Below are 16,316 nucleotides of genomic sequence, written 5' to 3' on the forward strand. Positions count from 1 at the left end.
AGATGTGTATAAGAGACAGGGCCAGGATGGTGTCATGCATGTGTTCAATATTCCTATGGCCTATGTGCCCTATTTCAGTTTGCCGATGGGAAGAGAGAGACGCTCTGGTTTGCTGCCACCTATTGCTGGGTACAACTCAAAAAATGGCGTGGATATTACTCAACCGTATTACGTCAATATTGCTCCTGATAAAGATTTGACTATCTTGCCGCGCTACATGAGTCAGCGTGGTTTGCAATTGGGAATGGGGTATCGGTTTATCAATCCTGCATATGTGGGTAATGTCATGGGTGATTATTTGCCACATGATCAGAAGGCGGGTGGTATTAATCGTTGGCGTTATGACTGGCAACAACGGCAGAATGTATTTGGATCTACTATGGGTGGTCCAGGATCTGTGAATGCATATGTCAATGCAGCCAAAGTATCTGATAACAAATACCCAACCGATTTTTCTCAAACAGTAGCTGGCAGCGTGACAAGTCAGTTCCGTCAAGAGTTTGGTGTTCTGTCTCAATTGCCTTCTGCATTAAGTAACTGGACAGTAGGCGCAAAAGCACAAACCTTTCAAACATTGCAACCGAATTTGCCAAGCGTGGTTGGTGCTCCTTACAACATTCTTCCGCAAGTTACCGCAGTCTATCGTAGTAACTTGGTACCACCGACATCGGGAAATGATGGTAAGTACATTACCTTGCCAACTGGACCAACGTCGATGTTAGCTACCGACTTTACGCGTTTTCAATACAACATTGCGAGCGCTACACCAGGAACAGCCCCTGGTATTTTTAGTCAAGCGGATCGAACAATTGTGAAAGGTGCAATGGAGTACCCTACGATTACTCCTGGATACTATGTGCGCCCTAAGGTTTCATTTCAATCCAATACGTATAACGCGATTGCTTTTCAACCTGGTTATCAACCAGCTCAGGGCTTTTTGATTCCAACGGTGAGTTTGGATAGCGGCTTAGCGCTTGAGCGTGATGCTTTGGAGATGGGTAGTTTTTTTGGACGTGAAATGTTGCTCAGTCTTGAGCCAAGAGCGTTCTATGTTTACACGCCTTATGTCAATCAGGCAAATACGCCATTGTTTGATACTGCTGATCAAGGCTTTGGTATTTCACAGATTTTTAGTGAAAACACTTTTATTGGTAACGATCGCATTTCAGATAACAATAAAATGACTGTTGGACTTACAAGTCGAATTACAGAAGCAACTACTGGAGCTGATCGCGCAGTCTTTACCCTCGCACAACAACAACAATTTACAGGTCAGCGTGTTGGCCTTACCGGTAACATCGCAAATCCCACCACGTATTCAGACACTCTTGCATCTGCAGGTGTTCGTTTAATGGGTAACTTCAATGCGGACTTCTTTGGTCAATACAACTCACAGCTCAATCGCTTTGTGCAAACTACGGTTGGTGGAAGCTGGCGGCCAACCATGGGCCGCAGCCTGAATTTTGGTTACCGCAATGTTTGGCAGCCGCCTATTCAAGCCTCACCATTTAACCCAATTGGTACACCAGCAGCGACAACTACTGATCAATACAATATTTCTGGGCAATGGCCGGTCACGAAAGATGTTTCTTTAGTTGGTCGATGGGGGTATGATTCTCTTGCCTCAAAAACGTTAAATACTGTGGTTGCATTAGAGTATGTACGGGATTGCATGGTGTTTCGTAGCTCTTACTCTCAACTATTGCTAAACAACAATACGACGACGCAAATTATGTTTCAGGTTGAATTTAGAGGGCTCGGTGTAGTGGGGGATAATCCTGTTGATTTAATGAAGCTGAATGTGCCTGGTTATATGCCTACTCCTAAACCGTTGCCAATCTCAACTTTTGAGAATTACCAATGATCTTTTTGAAAAAACACTTTATTTTTGATGCGTGGATGAAGTTCATCCTTAGCGCCCTTCTTTGCGTTGGTAATGCCCATGCGCAAGATCAGGCAGCATCCAAAGCAAGTGACAATAAAGTGCGTCATATCGATGGTGTCGTAGTCGTTGTGAATACGGGTTTTATTACGCGTAAAGAAATTGATGACCGTATTAATGCATTGAAGAAGCAGGGGGCAAAAGCGCCGGATGAGGCCACCTTGCGTAAGGAGGTTCTAGATCGTTTAATACTTGAAAAGATTCAAATTCAGAATGCTGAACGCGAAGGGTTTTCTGTAAACGAAAAAGAACTCAATAGCATTATTGAAAATATTGCTGCAAAAAATAAACTCAGTGTTGCAGAGTTTAAGCAAAAGATTGAGGCCTCAGGTAGCTCTTTTGAGAAGTACAAAGAATTCCTCCGTAATGACGTGATGACCAGCCGTTATCGTGAGCGTGAGATTGAAGCCAAAATTAAAATTTCAGATGCTGAGATTGATAACTATATTGTCGAAAAGAATCGCGCCTTAAGCATGGGGGCTGGAGCGCGCTCCGCACCAGCAGCAAAAGGTGAGCCGGAAGAGATTGATGTAGCCCAAATTTTTATTCCTGCTGATGCAGGTGCTGGTCTTGGCGCTCAAGCAGATGCGAAGAAAAAAGCAGAGAGCTTATTACGTGAAGCTAAAGGAGGCGCCGATTTTCTCTCGCTAGGGGCAATGGCGGCACAAGAAAATCCGAAAATCAAATTCCAAGAGTTAGGGTATCGTACCCCCGATAGACTGCCGCAGATTTTTTATGAAGCAGTTAGAAATACGGGTGGGGGCCAAGTAGCTAATGCGGTTGTGAAAAGTCCTGCGGGTTATCACGTTCTTAAGGTATTGGATCGCCGTGCACTCGTTGCTGGTGGTCAAGCTGCGCCGCAAGCGGATGCAACCCCAAGCACTCCGCAAAACATTCCTATTACGCAAACCTTATCTCGCCATATTTTATTGCGCCATCGCGCTGGCTTATCTGATCAAGATGCTGAGCGGCGCCTTGCTGGATACCGTGATCAGGTCCGCGCTAAAACTGCTGATTTTGGTGAGCTTGCTAAGAAGTATTCTGAAGACGGTTCTGCTCAAAATGGCGGAAATTTAGGTTGGATGGGTCCTGGAGACTTAGTGCCCGAGTTTGAGTTAGCAATGAATCGTTTGCAAATTGGTGAAGTAAGCAATCCAGTAAAAACAGAATTTGGTTGGCATTTAATTCAGGTATTAGAGCGTCGCGAAGCGCAGCTTACCGTTGAAAAGCAACGTCAATTTGCTCGTGCTGCTATTCGGGAAAGAAAATTTGAGCAGGCTTATCAAGATTGGTTGCGTGAACTAAGAGACACAGCAACAGTCAAGGTCTTGAATACAGATGATGCCTCAGCAAAAGCCCCGCGTTAATTTGGCGGTAACTACCGGCGAGCCAGCTGGTATAGGGCCTGAAATATCAGTTGCTGCCGCAAGACAATTTCTTGCAGAGCAGCCTAATGCAAAAATTACTCTGATTGGGGATGCCGATCTATTAAGGTCGCTTGATCAACCAGGTAGTATTCCAAATGAGCGCATTCTCATTCATTCAGTTCCATTGTTATTCGCTGTGAAGCCAGGCGTGGTTAATGCCGATCATGCGCAATATGTATTAAATACATTGAACTGCGCAATTGATGGCTGTCTTGACGGCTCTTTTGATGCGATGGTGACTGCTCCCATTCAAAAAAGCGTGATCAATTTAGCGGGTATCTCTTTTACGGGGCATACGGAATACTTGGCAGAGCGTTGCCATGTGAAGCGTGTGGTCATGATGCTCTGCGCGCCTTTAGCCCAGGGATTTCTGGGTCTTCAATCTGCTGCGCATTTACGGGTAGCTCTCGCTACCACCCATTTGCCATTGCAAAACGTGTCTCAGGCTTTAACCAAAGCAACACTTTTAGAAACCATTCAAATCGTTCATCAAGATCTGCAGCGTAAATTTGGCATATCTCATCCACATATTCGGGTGGCTGGACTAAATCCACATGCAGGGGAATCAGGCTATCTGGGGCGAGAAGAGATTGATGTCATTATTCCGGCAATTGAGTCTGCTAAAGCTCTTGGGATTGACGTTGTCGGACCTTTTCCTGGTGATACGATGTTTGATCTCAAGGCATTACAAAAAGTCGACGCTTTCATAGCGATGTATCACGATCAAGGCTTAGCCCCATTTAAATTTGTGACATTTGGTGGTGGCGTGAATGTCACCCTAGGGTTACCAATCATTCGCACCTCCGTAGATCATGGAACAGCGTTAGATATTGCAGGCAAAGGTATGGCGGATTCTGGCTCAATGCTCGAAGCCTTGCGTTTGGCTTATCAATTGGCGCTCAATCAGCAAAAGAGGTCATAGGCCATGCATCGTGCACGTAAGCGCTTTGGTCAAAATTTCTTGCAAGATCAAGGCATCATTTATTCGATTGTTTCTTTGATTCATCCAAGTCCGGATATGCATGTGATCGAAATTGGACCTGGTCTTGGAGCCTTGACTAAACCTCTTTTGGTCAATCTTGACCATTTGGATCTATTGGAGATCGATCGCGATTTAGTGGCTTATTGGCAGCAGGAAAATCTACCAGGCTTAAATGTTATTGAGGGTGATGCACTCAAGTTTGATTTTGAGCAGTGGGCGCAAGACCGTCATCAAAAGTCTGGGCTCTGCAAGGTGGTGGGCAACTTGCCATACAACATATCTTCGCCGTTGCTATTTCATTTAGTATCTGCTGCTAAATACATTGATGAGCAGGTCTTTATGTTGCAGGCAGAAGTGGTTGAAAGAATGGTGGCGCAAGCGGGCAGCTCAGACTTTAGTAGATTGTCAGTCATGCTTCAGACACGTTATGACATGGAGCAAGTTCTTGAGGTTCCTCCGCAGGCTTTTGAACCCGCGCCTAAAGTCAATTCAGCGGTGGTGCGCATGATTCCAAAGCGAGATTTTTGTCTGACATCAGATCAATGGAATGCGCTAGAAAAAGTAGTTGCGGCAGCATTTGCACAACGCAGGAAGATGTTGCGGACGAATTTGCAATCTTTTGCAGCGAAGTTGGTGTTAAGTGAGGATGAGCTCAAGGCCCGAGCTCAAGATATTCCGGTGAGTCGCTATATTGAGTGGGCCAAGCTAATAGCAGATTAATGCGACCCGCTTAACGGTACGCGCTAGGATCAATCTGGCGCATTTCCGTTTCAATCCAAGTCTCTACTTCTTGTTGTAAAGCTTCTCCGCTTTTGCCTTCAGAAGTAATAGCAGGGCCAATAGAAAAAATGACAGTGCCAGGTTTTTTCAAGAAACTATTCTTAGGCCAGCAAATACCCGCATTATGAGCAATCGGGATGACAAGCGCTCCTGTTGCGCTAGCCAGGCGTGCGCCCCCTTTGCGGTAAGGAGTGGTAGATCCTCTCGGCGTCCGAGTACCCTCCGGAAACAGCAAAATCCACTTGCCTTCGCTAAGCCGCTCACGACCTTGGCTTGCAACTGAGAGCGCCGCTGTTTGTTTATTTGCGCGATTAATATGAATCATCTTCAGTAAAGCTAATGCCCAACCAAAGAAGGGGATCCACAACAATTCTCTTTTAAAAACAAAACACAGTTGTTTTGGTAAAAGAGCAATATAGGCAATGGTCTCGTAAGCAGATTGATGTTTGCTCAAAATCACGACGGGTTGATTGATAACCGCATACATGTTTTCCATGCCGCGAATTTCATAATGAATTCCACAAAGATGCCAGAGCAGCCAAATGACAATCTTGTTCCACAAGCCAATAAAGGTATAGCGATTTTCTGGACTTAAAAATGGAAAAGCCAGCATGCACAGCACTGACCAGATGGGGGTGAAAATGACAAGAAAAATCGCAAACAGAATGGAGCGCAAAAATTCCATGAGGATCCTAGGCTTGAGGTTTCAGTAAAGCGGTTGCAAAAGCCATGAGATCGGCATGAATTTGAGTACCCAATGGTAGATTGCCTTTATCCATGGTTTTTTGGCCCTTACCTGTTAGCACAAGGTGTGGCGAGGCACCCAAGGTTACCCCCGCTTGAAGGTCGCGAAGAGAGTCTCCTACGATGGGTACGCCCAGCAAAGGTTGAGCGCTACTGGACAACTGATAACGCAGAGCAATTTCTTTCATAAGGCCTGGTGCAGGCTTGCGACAATCGCAACCACTAGCATCAGTATGTGGACAAAAGAAAATGCTATCGATTTTTCCACCAAGCGGTTGAAGTAGCTTTTCCATTTTGCTATGCATGGCATGCAAATCGTTGATAGAAAAGAAGCCTCTGGCAAGGCCAGACTGATTAGTGGCAATGGCTATTTGGTAGCCCGCTTGATTGAGAAGCGCAATGGCTTCAAGACTTCCCGGCAGAGGGACCCATTCATCAACAGACTTGACATAATCATCGCGATCTTCGTTGATGACGCCATCGCGATCCAAAATAATGAGTTTTGAAGAGCTAGTGCTCATGCTAATTTGCCGAGATCGGCAACGAGATTCATTTTCTGGTGAAGTTGTTGCAGGAGTGCCAAGCGGTTATCCCGAAGTTCTGGGTTGGGATCCATTACCATCACGTCCGCAAAAAATTGATCGATGGGTTCGCTTAAGGTTACCAACGCCTTTAAGAGTTCTACAAATTGACGGTTTTCATACGCTGCAACTAAAGCAGGAGTTGCTTTCTCGAGCGCATTTTGCAATGTAACTTCAGCGGGAATTTGCAAAAGCTTGCTTGCGCATGCAGCCGGGATCGGGGTAGTTGTTTTCTTCAGAATATTACTAATGCGTTTATTAGCTGCCGCCAATTGAGCAGCTTGAGGTAGGGCATTAAATTCTCTGAGGGCGGTTAAGCGCTCTACCAAGTCGTGGATCTGTGCCGGTGATTGGCTCAATACTGCATCAATTTCTGCGCTCGTAAAGGGCTTACCAGCAAAAGATTGGTCACGCAAATAGGCGCGCATGCGATCAATAATAAATTCGTATATATCGGCAGTTTTAGCATTTGCTTGCACTTCATTTTGCGGAAATTGCGCGCGAGCTAACTCAATGAGCTCAACCAGATTCAACGCTAGATTCTTTTCGAGTAATAGCCTGCAAATACCCAATGCGTGGCGACGAAGAGCATACGGATCTTTGTCGCCAGTTGGTGCCAAACCTACACCCCAGATGCCAACCAATGTTTCTAATTTATCGGCGATCGCCAAAATAGTGCCGGTTGAGGTTTTTGGTAATGCATCACCTGCGAAGCGTGGCATATAGTGTTCGCTGCAAGCAGCAGCAACTTCAGAATTTTCGCCATCATGGTTTGCATAGTAAGTGCCCATGATGCCTTGAAGCTCCGGAAATTCACCGACCATATCTGTGAGCAGGTCGGTTTTGGCAATCTCTGCTGCGCGATCAGCAAGTTTTTCATCTGCTTTGAGTTTTTGGGCGATCCCTCTAGCGATTGCTCTCACGCGCTCTGTGCGGTCAAGTTGATTGCCCAGTTGGTTGTGATAAACCACCTTTGCAAGATCCGCCACACGTTTTGCTAATGAGCGCTTTTGATCTTGTTGGAAGAAAAACCGTGCATCGGATAAGCGAGGACGTACAACCCGTTCATTTCCAGAAATGATGGCATTTGGAGTTGTCGTCTCAATGTTCGAAACAATTAAGAAGCGATTACGCAACTTACCCTGTTTATCGGTCAGGGCAAAGTATTTTTGATTGGTTTGCATTGTCAAAATCAAGCACTCTTGAGGAACCTCCAAGAATTCAGGATCAAATTGACATGCATAAACAGCAGGCCACTCTACTAATGCAGTGACTTCGTCTAAAAGACTATCAGGCATGAGCACCAAATCATCGCCAGCTGCTTTTAATAACGCAGATTCAATATGGGCACGGCGCTTTGTAAAACTGGGTATTACCTTTGCTTTAGTTTCTAAGGCATTTTCATAGCTATCAGCACTGGTGATAGTAAATACACCTGGTGCTAAAAAGCGATGACCTTCTGTTTGATTGCTTGCAGCAATGCCCAGACCATTGATATTCAGTACCTTATTGCCATGCAGGGCGATGATACGGTGTGCAGGACGCGCAAATTGCACATCGATCAGTTCACCGCCCGATTGTTGCACTTGATAGTGCATCATTTTGGCAATTGGGAGCTTGTTTAATGTTTGCTCCAGAGCGGCTTGAGCAGTATTTTCTAGCTGTGCACCCTTGGCAATGACATTGAGATATAACGCTTCGTTTTTGCCTTCACCAGATTTTTCTAATGTGGATAGATCAGTATCCGCATAACCAAGCGTAGCCAATTTTTTTAAGAGCGGTGGCGTCGCTTTTCCTTCAGCATCGAAAGCGATACTCGTAGGAAGAAGTTTTTCCCTAACAGGATAGTCAGCTGCACGCTCTAGTACATTGGAAATTTCTACTGCTAAGCGTCTTGGGGTAGCAAAACTGGTGACAACAGATCCATCAGTGGTCAGGTTAGCCGCTTTCAAATGACTAAAAATACCTTCACTAAATGCATCACCTAGACGCCTCAATGATTTGGGAGGTAACTCTTCTGTGAATACCTCAATCAATAGATTGGCTGACTGTGTATTAGGTGTGGATGTGCTCATACTGTGAATTAACGTTGACACATTGGAAAGCCGAGCTTTTCTCGGGATTCAAAATAAGCTTGCGCTACTGAACGCGATAAATTGCGGATACGACCGATGTAGGCAGCGCGTTCAGTCACTGATATTGCACCACGTGCATCCAATAGATTGAAAGTATGGGCAGCTTTGAGAACCATTTCATAAGCGGGTAAGGCAAGCGGTACTTCCATCAATCGTTTCGCTTCACTTTCATAATTACTAAAGTTTGCAAATAGCAAATCCGTATTCGAGTGCTCAAAGTTGTAGCTAGATTGCTCTACTTCGTTTTGGTGGTAGACGTCACCATAAGAAATGCCATCAGCCCAAACTAGGTCATACACGTTAGAGCAGTTTTGTATGTACATTGCCAAACGTTCAATACCGTAAGTGATTTCACCCAATACTGGTTTGCAATCTATACCGCCTACTTGTTGAAAATAGGTGAACTGGGTAACTTCCATGCCGTTCAGCCAAACTTCCCAGCCTAAGCCCCAGGCACCTAAGGTGGGGTTCTCCCAATCGTCTTCCACAAAACGGATGTCGTTTTCTTTGAGATCAAGACCGAGCGCTTCTAGGGAACCCAAATAGAGTTCAAGAATATTTTCGGGCGCTGGCTTAAGAACGACTTGGTATTGATAGTAGTGTTGCAAGCGATTTGGATTTTCACCATAGCGACCATCTTTTGGTCTGCGGGAGGGTTGCACATAAGCCGCCTTCCAGGGCTCTGGGCCAATGGCTCTTAAGAAGGTGGCGGTATGAGATGTACCGGCGCCCACTTCTAAGTCGATAGGTTGTAATAGGGCACAACCTTGTTGGTCCCAATATTCTTGTAGTTTGAGAATGATTTGCTGAAAAGTAAGCATGATTAACCTGGCTAAGCCATTGATTTTACATGGCTAGGGGATCACAGAGATAAAAATGACTAAAAACGTCTTTGACGAACAAGACCCCAGATCAGCATCAAGCAAGAAATGATCAAAATCGGGAAATTACCCCAAATCACATAGGGCGTTTTGCCGCTATAGGCTTGCACTTGGGTGCTGAGTGTTGCTTGCGTAAATTCGGGAAGTGATTGCAGCACCTTACCGTCATGACCCAAGACAGAAGTGATGCCCGTATTGGTTGCTCTTAATGCCGGCAGCCCTGTTTCAAGGGAGCGTAATTGGGATAGTCGTAATTGTTGGGTTGGCGCTTGTGATTGTCCAAACCAGGCGAGATTAGTCAGGTTGATCAACAGATTGGTGGGCTCTGTATTGTTGCGTATGCGACTTGCCAGTTCATCACCAAATACATCTTCATAGCAAATAGTGATGGCGGCGCGAATAGTTTCTTGTTTTTGACGTAAAACATTAAATGGAGTTTGTGTAATGCTGCCGCGGGCAAAGTCACTGAGCGGCACATTAAATGCTTTAACGAACCAATGAAAGCCTGGAGGAATAAATTCACCAAAAGGAACGAGATGTATTTTGTCGTATTGGTACTGAGCAGTATTCGGTGAGAGACCAGTTGCTCGATTGGTATATTGCAAACCGTTTTTCTCAGATACCTCTCCTATTAGGCCTAACAAAATATTGCTTGAGCTTGTGTTGGAAAATTCTTGAAGACGGCTTAAGAGGCCTGACGGTAAATGATTTTGTGGCCAGGGGAAAGCTGTCTCAGGAATAATGATGAGATCAGCCGGTGTGCTTTGGATGGCTGTCTCATAGAAATAAATTTGCTGGCCAATAGCCTGGGGGTTGAACTTTAAGCTTTGCTCGAAGTTTCCTTGAATCAGGCGAACACTCATAGGTTCGCCAGTTGGCTGAGTAAAACTTACCAAGCCTGCTATTTGCACTAACCCTAGAGCGCCAATGATTACAACACTGCTAAATACAACTCTCTTTTTGAGTTGAAAGAGTTCCCAAGAAATCAACACCACTAAAAAAGTACATGCAAGACCGCCAAGCCATGGGGCAATGGGCGCAAAGGGTCCGTTGACTTGTGTCTCTGCCAATCCCATCCAAGGAAAGCCGGTGAATATCTCTCCGCGCAGGTATTCAAAGATGACCCAGCTTGAGGCCAGCAGCAAACCCATGAACTTTGTATTGTTAAAAATGCGAATGGATGCACAGGCCCCAGCAATATAAATGGCAAGATAAGCCGAAAGCAGAAAAACAGCTACGCACGAAAGCAAGGCATTTATTCCGCCTACATCATGCATGCTGATATAGAGCCACCATAGGCCAACCACAAAGTAGCCGATACCAAAAGCAAGACTCAGGAAAAAATAGTGTTTTAAAGATCTGGATTGCTCACGTGAAAGCTGCCACCAAACAATACTGAGGATGGGAATTTGAGTCCAGCCGCCATAGGTTAGTTCAGCACTACCTGCGAGCAAAGCGCCCAGTGTAAAAAGAATGAGAGGTAGCGCTATTGGGCTACGCACAAAGGATTGCCTACTGGACAAGCTCAACCTTATTCTGCGCTCTTGGGTTTTTGGCGCGCCAACAATATATGTATTTGACGTGGGTCAGCACGTTGCACTTCAAATTCGATATCGTCAATTTCAACAAGTTCGCCTATCTTGGGAACTCGGCCGAGATGCTGAATAACAAGGCCGGCAACCGTTTCAATGTCATCAGGGGCGAAGTGAGTGCCCAATGCCGCATTGAATTGATCAAGTTCTGTAATACCTTTCACTCGAATGTCGCCATTGTCTAAGGAAATGATGTTGTCAGCTTCTTCATCAATATCATGCTCATCCTCGATGTCGCCGACAATTTGTTCCAACACATCTTCGATGGTAATGATTCCCGCAATGCTGCTGTATTCATCAACTACGACTGCGAGATGATTACGATTGTCTTTAAAGTCACGCAGTAAGACGCTTAAGCGTTTGGATTCAGGAATAAAGACAGCTGGTCTAAGCCAGTCTCGCACTTGAAAATCTTTTTCAGTGGCATGGCGCAATAAATCTTTTGCCAACAAGATGCCGATCACGTTATCGCGAGTTCCTTCAAACACTGGAAATCGAGAATGCGCCGCCGTAATTACATTTTTGATAATTTCAGATATGGATTGATTGATATCAATCCAATCGATTTGTGCCCTAGGTACCAAGATGTCGCGTGCACATAAGCGGCCTACCTGAAAAACACCCTCAATCATGGATAGGGCATCGGCATCAATCAGCCCTTCGGTTTGCGCTTCTCGTAGCGTGTCAATGAGCTCTTGGCGGCGTTCGCTTGGGCTGGTGGGCTGAGGTGATAAAAAATCAGCCAGGTGATCTAACAGGGATTTGGGGTCAGGCATAGAGCAAGGATAGCTTAGAAATGTGACAGGGTAAAAATGAGGTGCTTCAGTAAGGATTGGGAAAGCCTAGTTGCTGTAAAAGTTGAATTTCAAGGCGCTCCATCTTTTTGGCCTCTCTTTCATGCATATGATCATATCCTTGAGCATGTAGACATCCATGCACAATTAAGTGTGCCAGATGGGCTTTTAATGGTTTTCCTTGTTGTTTTGCTTCTTTTTGAATCACCGGTAAGCAAAAGATAAGATCTGCAATCACTTCGTCTTTAGAGCTATCGTACGGAAAGGTCAATACATTCGTTGCATACGCTTTTTTGCGATAGGCATGATTCAGTTTCTTGCCCTCTGCAGCATTAACAAAACGCAACGTGATTAAACCTTTAAGAGGTGTAGTGCTTTTCACCCATTTTTTAATCAAGGCAGGGGATGCATTTCGGCTGATGGATGCTTCTATTGCTGGCGTAGCAAATTGAATATCCATGATCAGCTTTTGACCACTTGATGAAGTCTTAGTTTGCATGCGCCTCTACTAGTTCACCCCTTAGGGTGTAGTTCAGTACCTCGGTAATTTGAATGTCAACCATCTTTCCAATCCAAGACTCGATGTCATTATCCGGAATGGTGAAATGGACAACGCGATTATTTTCTGCGCGACCCTGTAAATTAATACCGTCTTTTGCTAGGCCTTCAATTAAGACTTTCTGAGTGCTCCCCAACATTTTTTGACTAATGTGATTTGCTTGGCTTTCAATCACTTCTAGCAGGGTCTGTAAGCGCTTAAGTTTGACCTCGTAGGGAGTGTCATCACTTAAGTTGGCAGCGGGGGTCCCCGGTCTGGGGCTAAAAATAAAGCAAAAGCTGTTATCAAACTCCAGATCCTTCACCATTTTTAATAGCCTTTCAAAATCGGCTTCGGTTTCACCAGGAAAGCCTACGATGAAGTCGCTAGAGAGTGTGAGATCGGGTCTAACTTCGCGCATTTTGCGAATAATGCTTTTGTATTCGAGTGCCGTGTAACCGCGTTTCATGGCCGAAAGTACAGTATCAGAGCCATGCTGTACTGGTAAATGCAAATGGCTGACGAGTTTGGGAACCTTGGCATACACATCAATTAAACGCTGCGTAAATTCTTTTGGATGACTCGTAGTAAAGCGAATACGTTCTACACCAGGAATTTCAGCAATGTATTCAATCAATAGGGCAAAGTCAGCAAGCTCTTCTGTGTTGCCCATTTTTCCGAGATAGGCATTGACGTTTTGACCTAGCAACACAATTTCTTTAACACCCTTGCTAGCAATACCAGCAACTTCAGTTAATACATCATCAAAAGGTCTTGAGACCTCTTCTCCGCGAGTGTAGGGGACAACGCAATAACTGCAATATTTTGAGCACCCTTCCATGATGGAAACATACGCAGAGCCACGGGTTTGACGGGATGCTGGCAGATGATCAAATTTCTCAATTTCTGGAAATGAAATATCCACCTGTGACACGCCGGTTTTACGACGTTGCGCAATGAGATCACTCAATCGATGAAGGGTCTGTGGACCAAAGACAACATCAACATAAGGGGCGCGACTGACAATTTGTTGCCCCTCTTGGCTAGCAACGCAGCCACCAACACCAATTAATAAATCAGGCTTCGCTTTTTTAAGTTCGCGTAAACGGCCAAGATCAGAAAACACTTTATCTTCTGCTTTTTCACGAATGGAGCAGGTGTTGAGAAGAACGACGTCTGCATCTTCGGGAGAGTTGGTCATGACCATGCCTTCATCAGCATGGAGAAGGTCTGCCATTTTGCCCGAGTCATACTCGTTCATTTGGCAACCAAAGGTTTTGATATAGAGCTTTTTCATATGCCGTTCTCAGGTTTCTAACTGGGGGCGAGGCTCAGATTTTACAGCGGAAGTCTTAGCAAGCTTACAGCAGTCGGTAGGCGGCAATTGCGACACAGGTAGGTGGTAAAGCGGCAATGAGTAGATATAAGGCTGAAACTGCGCCACCAGGGAAATGGCTGCGAAGGATGGCAATGCCAGCGGGGTTGGGAGCATTTGCAATGACAGTGAGGCCGCCGCCGGCAACTGCGCCACCTACGAGAGCAAGCTTGAATTCTGGAGAAGTTCCGGTCACCAAAGATCCAAGATAAGTGAGGGCAGCATTATCTGTAATGGCAGTTAATGCCAGACTTCCATAAAAGACAGCAGTCGGACTCATCATTTCTAGTAGTGGTTGTAGCCACCATCCTTGCAGAGCACCCAATACAACTAATCCGGCCAAGAAGAATCCCACCAATAATGCTTCCTTCAGAATCAATGGGCTTTGGTGTTTAGGATATGCAGTGGTGTAACCAATAAAAAATAACAAGAGCCACATAAATAGAATGGGATCATGCGCAAAGACCACCACTCCTAGCAAAAACAATAAATGCATTGCGATGACGGTGACAGGAATCTTGGTAGGTTTGTGACTTTCATTAGGCTCAATCAATTGTTTGTGGAATAACAACGTTGCGCCTAAAGCATTAATGAAGATCGCAAGACAGGATTCGATCCCAAAATGGGAGAACATAAATGCAGTGCTCCAACCCCAAGTAGAGGCAACCATCAGCACAGGTGGAGCCGCAAAATTGGTTAATGTTCCACCAATAGAAATGTTGACAAATAAAACGCCTAAAGTTCCAAAAAGCAGTGCCTTTGAACATTGGTGTCGATAGACCAAATCTCTTAATAAGAACGCAGCAAGAGTCATTGCTGCGGGTTCGGTGATTAAAGAGCCTAAAAGTGGCGTAACGCCTAGCGTTAAGAAATAGAGGATCGGCGCGCTTCGAGTGCGCAAAAGCAACTGCAGAAGCTTAGCAAGACCATGAAGCAGCTGAGTAGAAAAATGCAAAATGGGTTTGCTAGCAGCCACAATCATGATGGCAAACACAAATAATGGCTCGGTAAAATTGCGTTGATTTAAATAAGCTTTTGCAGCACCTAGGTGATCTACAAAAGAAATGAAAATAATCAGCACTGCGGCCCAAAAGCCAAAAACGATCTCTACTTCACCCAAAAGGTGCCAAAGCCCTGCATGGCGTACTGAATTTTTTGCGAGTGATTCAAAATAACCAGTGCAAAAGGTGTGTAAGACCGCGATTGCAAAAATGATGCTTGCGCCTAGCTCAATCGATGTAAAGTTCATAGCACAATAGTAGCAGGTGATGGATTATGAGTATTCATTGTCACTAAAGGGGATTTTGGTGAAATTAAAAATTGGTTATCAGCAGCTCATTGATGATGCAATGACTCAAATAGAAACTGTTCCGCTGGAGCAGGCGCAAAAATTATTGTCAGAGGCCAACGTGGTTTTTGTGGACATACGTGATGTGAGGGAGCTTGAGCGTGAAGGCATGATTCCTAACGCCCTGCATGCGCCTCGCGGTATGCTGGAATTTTGGGTAGATCCTGAAAGCCCTTATTTCAAACCCATTTTTGGTGAGGGTAAACGTCTCATTCTATATTGCGCTTCAGCTTGGCGCTCAGCACTAGCCACGCAGACTTTGCAGAAAATGGGGGTGCCCCACGTTTGTCATTTAGAAGGTGGCTTTAGTGCTTGGAAAGCAGCGGGCTTGCCTACAGCAGCTAAAGTAAGCAAGCCACATTCAAATTAATTTTTTACAAATACCAATTAAGGCAATTAATTGAGGTGGGGAGAATATGAGAAAAGTCATTTCGCAATTTGGTGAGGGACCATTACAACAAAAACTAACAACTGGTGATTTGCATTTTTTATCTGATGCATACGTCAGCAACGGCGGCAATGGCACTGGCCCCACTCCCCATGAGTTGCTTGGTGCTGCTCTAGCTTCTTGTACCAGCATGACGCTAAAAATGTACGCTGGACGCAAGTCTATGAATTTAGAGAATGCGATTGTGACTGTAGATATTGAGCGCGTGAATGATGTTGAAACCTTTTCACGTGATATTCAATTGCAAGGCAAGCTCACTCTTGAAGAAAAAAATCGCTTAATAGAAATTGCCAATAAGTGCCCCATTCATAAGGCTTTGGTTGGGGATATTCAAATAAAAACCCAGCTTGTCGATTAATACAAGCTGGGTAGTTTTACTGCAATTGCGCTGAAAGCGCTGTGTTTAGTTTGGTGCGTTGGCTGGTTTGCCAGACTTGCCGGCCTTGTAGCCTGAGTCGTATTGAGAAGCTTCCTCTTTTTTGTATGCATCATAGATGTAACCTGATGCAGCGCCAACAGCTGCGCCACCAACTGCACCCCAGATAGGATTGCCATGGAAGATTGCAGTGCCGATTGCGCCTGCTGTTGCACCGATTGCACCGCCAGATAATGTACGTTGTTCAGTGTTGCTCATGTTTGAGCAACCAGCAATTGCTAGGGTTGCTGCTGTAATCGCAATAATTTTTTTCATATTAAGTAATCCTTTGAAATGAATTTGTGTCTGCTATCGATGTGGATTATTTTTTACC

The 16,316-nt window shown here is 45.0% G+C and carries 16 protein-coding genes; 6 read left to right on the forward strand and 10 right to left on the reverse strand.

Annotation, left to right across the window (positions count from 1 at the left end):
- The 4 genes from lptD to rsmA all read left to right on the forward strand — a co-directional run.
- On the forward strand, positions 1-1,864 hold a 1,864-nt coding region (lptD, locus tag KIH43_RS04925), incomplete at its 5' end, for an LPS assembly protein LptD (protein ID WP_297718345.1).
- Positions 1,861-3,309 carry a peptidylprolyl isomerase gene (locus KIH43_RS04930; protein ID WP_297718347.1) on the forward strand — a complete coding sequence of 483 codons (1,449 nt, stop codon included), beginning with the start codon at positions 1,861-1,863 and terminating at the stop codon, positions 3,307-3,309. The genes lptD and KIH43_RS04930, both read left to right, overlap by 4 nt.
- Entirely contained in the window at positions 3,281-4,291 is a 1,011-nt protein-coding gene (gene pdxA / locus KIH43_RS04935) for a 4-hydroxythreonine-4-phosphate dehydrogenase PdxA (RefSeq protein WP_297718350.1), read from the forward strand. The genes KIH43_RS04930 and pdxA overlap by 29 nt, the downstream gene beginning before the upstream one ends.
- A 3-nt stretch (positions 4,292-4,294) precedes the next feature.
- Positions 4,295-5,071, forward strand: a complete 777-nt coding sequence (rsmA, locus tag KIH43_RS04940) for a 16S rRNA (adenine(1518)-N(6)/adenine(1519)-N(6))-dimethyltransferase RsmA (protein WP_297718352.1) — start codon at positions 4,295-4,297, stop codon at positions 5,069-5,071.
- Between the two features lie 10 nt (positions 5,072-5,081).
- On the opposite strand, the gene KIH43_RS04945 is transcribed toward rsmA, so the two are convergent.
- From KIH43_RS04945 to KIH43_RS04985, 9 genes are all read right to left on the reverse strand, one after another.
- Entirely contained in the window at positions 5,082-5,816 is a 735-nt protein-coding gene (locus tag KIH43_RS04945) for a lysophospholipid acyltransferase family protein (RefSeq protein ID WP_297718355.1), read from the reverse strand.
- A 7-nt stretch (positions 5,817-5,823) separates the two neighbouring features.
- Positions 5,824-6,396, reverse strand: coding sequence for a D-glycero-beta-D-manno-heptose 1,7-bisphosphate 7-phosphatase (gene gmhB, locus KIH43_RS04950; RefSeq protein ID WP_296967419.1), 573 nt, complete (start codon positions 6,394-6,396; stop codon positions 5,824-5,826).
- A complete protein-coding gene (gene glyS / locus KIH43_RS04955; protein ID WP_297718359.1) occupies positions 6,393-8,531 on the reverse strand; it encodes a glycine--tRNA ligase subunit beta in 2,139 nt (712 codons plus the stop codon). Before glyS ends, gmhB begins: the two co-directional genes overlap by 4 nt.
- Positions 8,532-8,539: 8 nt before the next feature.
- Positions 8,540-9,412 carry a glycine--tRNA ligase subunit alpha gene (gene glyQ, locus KIH43_RS04960; protein ID WP_297718362.1) on the reverse strand — a complete coding sequence of 291 codons (873 nt, stop codon included), beginning with the start codon at positions 9,410-9,412 and terminating at the stop codon, positions 8,540-8,542.
- Between the two features lie 59 nt (positions 9,413-9,471).
- A complete protein-coding gene (gene lnt / locus KIH43_RS04965; RefSeq protein WP_297718365.1) occupies positions 9,472-10,974 on the reverse strand; it encodes an apolipoprotein N-acyltransferase in 1,503 nt (500 codons plus the stop codon).
- Positions 10,975-11,003: 29 nt separating this feature from the next.
- The gene (locus tag KIH43_RS04970) at positions 11,004-11,840 is read right to left on the reverse strand and encodes a transporter associated domain-containing protein (protein WP_297718368.1); all 837 of its coding nucleotides are present in this window, start codon (positions 11,838-11,840) and stop codon (positions 11,004-11,006) included.
- 46 nt (positions 11,841-11,886) lie between these two features.
- Positions 11,887-12,357 (reverse strand): rRNA maturation RNase YbeY, encoded by a 471-nt coding sequence (gene ybeY, locus KIH43_RS04975; RefSeq protein ID WP_297718371.1) that lies wholly within the window; start codon positions 12,355-12,357, stop codon positions 11,887-11,889.
- Positions 12,347-13,693, reverse strand: coding sequence for a tRNA (N6-isopentenyl adenosine(37)-C2)-methylthiotransferase MiaB (gene miaB / locus KIH43_RS04980; RefSeq protein ID WP_297718374.1), 1,347 nt, complete (start codon positions 13,691-13,693; stop codon positions 12,347-12,349). Before miaB ends, ybeY begins: the two co-directional genes overlap by 11 nt.
- 64 nt (positions 13,694-13,757) lie before the next feature.
- On the reverse strand, positions 13,758-15,020 hold the full coding sequence (locus KIH43_RS04985; RefSeq protein WP_296967438.1) for a putative Na+/H+ antiporter: 1,263 nt from the start codon (positions 15,018-15,020) through the stop codon (positions 13,758-13,760).
- A gap of 58 nt (positions 15,021-15,078) precedes the next feature.
- On the opposite strand from KIH43_RS04985, the gene KIH43_RS04990 reads away from it, so the two are divergent.
- Together KIH43_RS04990 and KIH43_RS04995 are read left to right on the forward strand one after the other, a co-directional pair.
- Entirely contained in the window at positions 15,079-15,489 is a 411-nt protein-coding gene (locus KIH43_RS04990; RefSeq protein ID WP_296967440.1) for a rhodanese-like domain-containing protein, read from the forward strand.
- 46 nt (positions 15,490-15,535) lie between these two features.
- Positions 15,536-15,925 carry an OsmC family protein gene (locus tag KIH43_RS04995; RefSeq protein ID WP_297718378.1) on the forward strand — a complete coding sequence of 130 codons (390 nt, stop codon included), beginning with the start codon at positions 15,536-15,538 and terminating at the stop codon, positions 15,923-15,925.
- Between the two features lie 45 nt (positions 15,926-15,970).
- Here KIH43_RS04995 and KIH43_RS05000 read toward each other — a convergent pair whose 3' ends face one another.
- Positions 15,971-16,258, reverse strand: a complete 288-nt coding sequence (locus KIH43_RS05000; protein ID WP_296967445.1) for a glycine zipper domain-containing protein — start codon at positions 16,256-16,258, stop codon at positions 15,971-15,973.
- Positions 16,259-16,316 lie beyond the last annotated feature (58 nt).

This window comes from Polynucleobacter sp. (genome assembly GCF_018500155.2).
Lineage (GTDB): Bacteria > Pseudomonadota > Gammaproteobacteria > Burkholderiales > Burkholderiaceae > Polynucleobacter.

What these genes read in the sequence shown, in the direction of transcription:
- KIH43_RS04930 (WP_297718347.1), top strand. Translation starts at nt 1,861, where the DNA reads ATGATCTTTTTGAAAAAACACTTTATTTTTGATGCGTGGATGAAGTTC.
- pdxA (WP_297718350.1), top strand. Translation starts at nt 3,281, where the DNA reads ATGATGCCTCAGCAAAAGCCCCGCGTTAATTTGGCGGTAACTACCGGC.
- rsmA (WP_297718352.1), top strand. Translation starts at nt 4,295, where the DNA reads ATGCATCGTGCACGTAAGCGCTTTGGTCAAAATTTCTTGCAAGATCAA.
- KIH43_RS04945 (WP_297718355.1), bottom strand. Translation starts at nt 5,816, where the DNA reads ATGGAATTTTTGCGCTCCATTCTGTTTGCGATTTTTCTTGTCATTTTC.
- gmhB (WP_296967419.1), bottom strand. Translation starts at nt 6,396, where the DNA reads ATGAGCACTAGCTCTTCAAAACTCATTATTTTGGATCGCGATGGCGTC.
- glyS (WP_297718359.1), bottom strand. Translation starts at nt 8,531, where the DNA reads ATGAGCACATCCACACCTAATACACAGTCAGCCAATCTATTGATTGAG.
- glyQ (WP_297718362.1), bottom strand. Translation starts at nt 9,412, where the DNA reads ATGCTTACTTTTCAGCAAATCATTCTCAAACTACAAGAATATTGGGAC.
- KIH43_RS04970 (WP_297718368.1), bottom strand. Translation starts at nt 11,840, where the DNA reads ATGCCTGACCCCAAATCCCTGTTAGATCACCTGGCTGATTTTTTATCA.
- ybeY (WP_297718371.1), bottom strand. Translation starts at nt 12,357, where the DNA reads ATGCAAACTAAGACTTCATCAAGTGGTCAAAAGCTGATCATGGATATT.
- miaB (WP_297718374.1), bottom strand. Translation starts at nt 13,693, where the DNA reads ATGAAAAAGCTCTATATCAAAACCTTTGGTTGCCAAATGAACGAGTAT.
- KIH43_RS04985 (WP_296967438.1), bottom strand. Translation starts at nt 15,020, where the DNA reads ATGAACTTTACATCGATTGAGCTAGGCGCAAGCATCATTTTTGCAATC.
- KIH43_RS04995 (WP_297718378.1), top strand. Translation starts at nt 15,536, where the DNA reads ATGAGAAAAGTCATTTCGCAATTTGGTGAGGGACCATTACAACAAAAA.
- KIH43_RS05000 (WP_296967445.1), bottom strand. Translation starts at nt 16,258, where the DNA reads ATGAAAAAAATTATTGCGATTACAGCAGCAACCCTAGCAATTGCTGGT.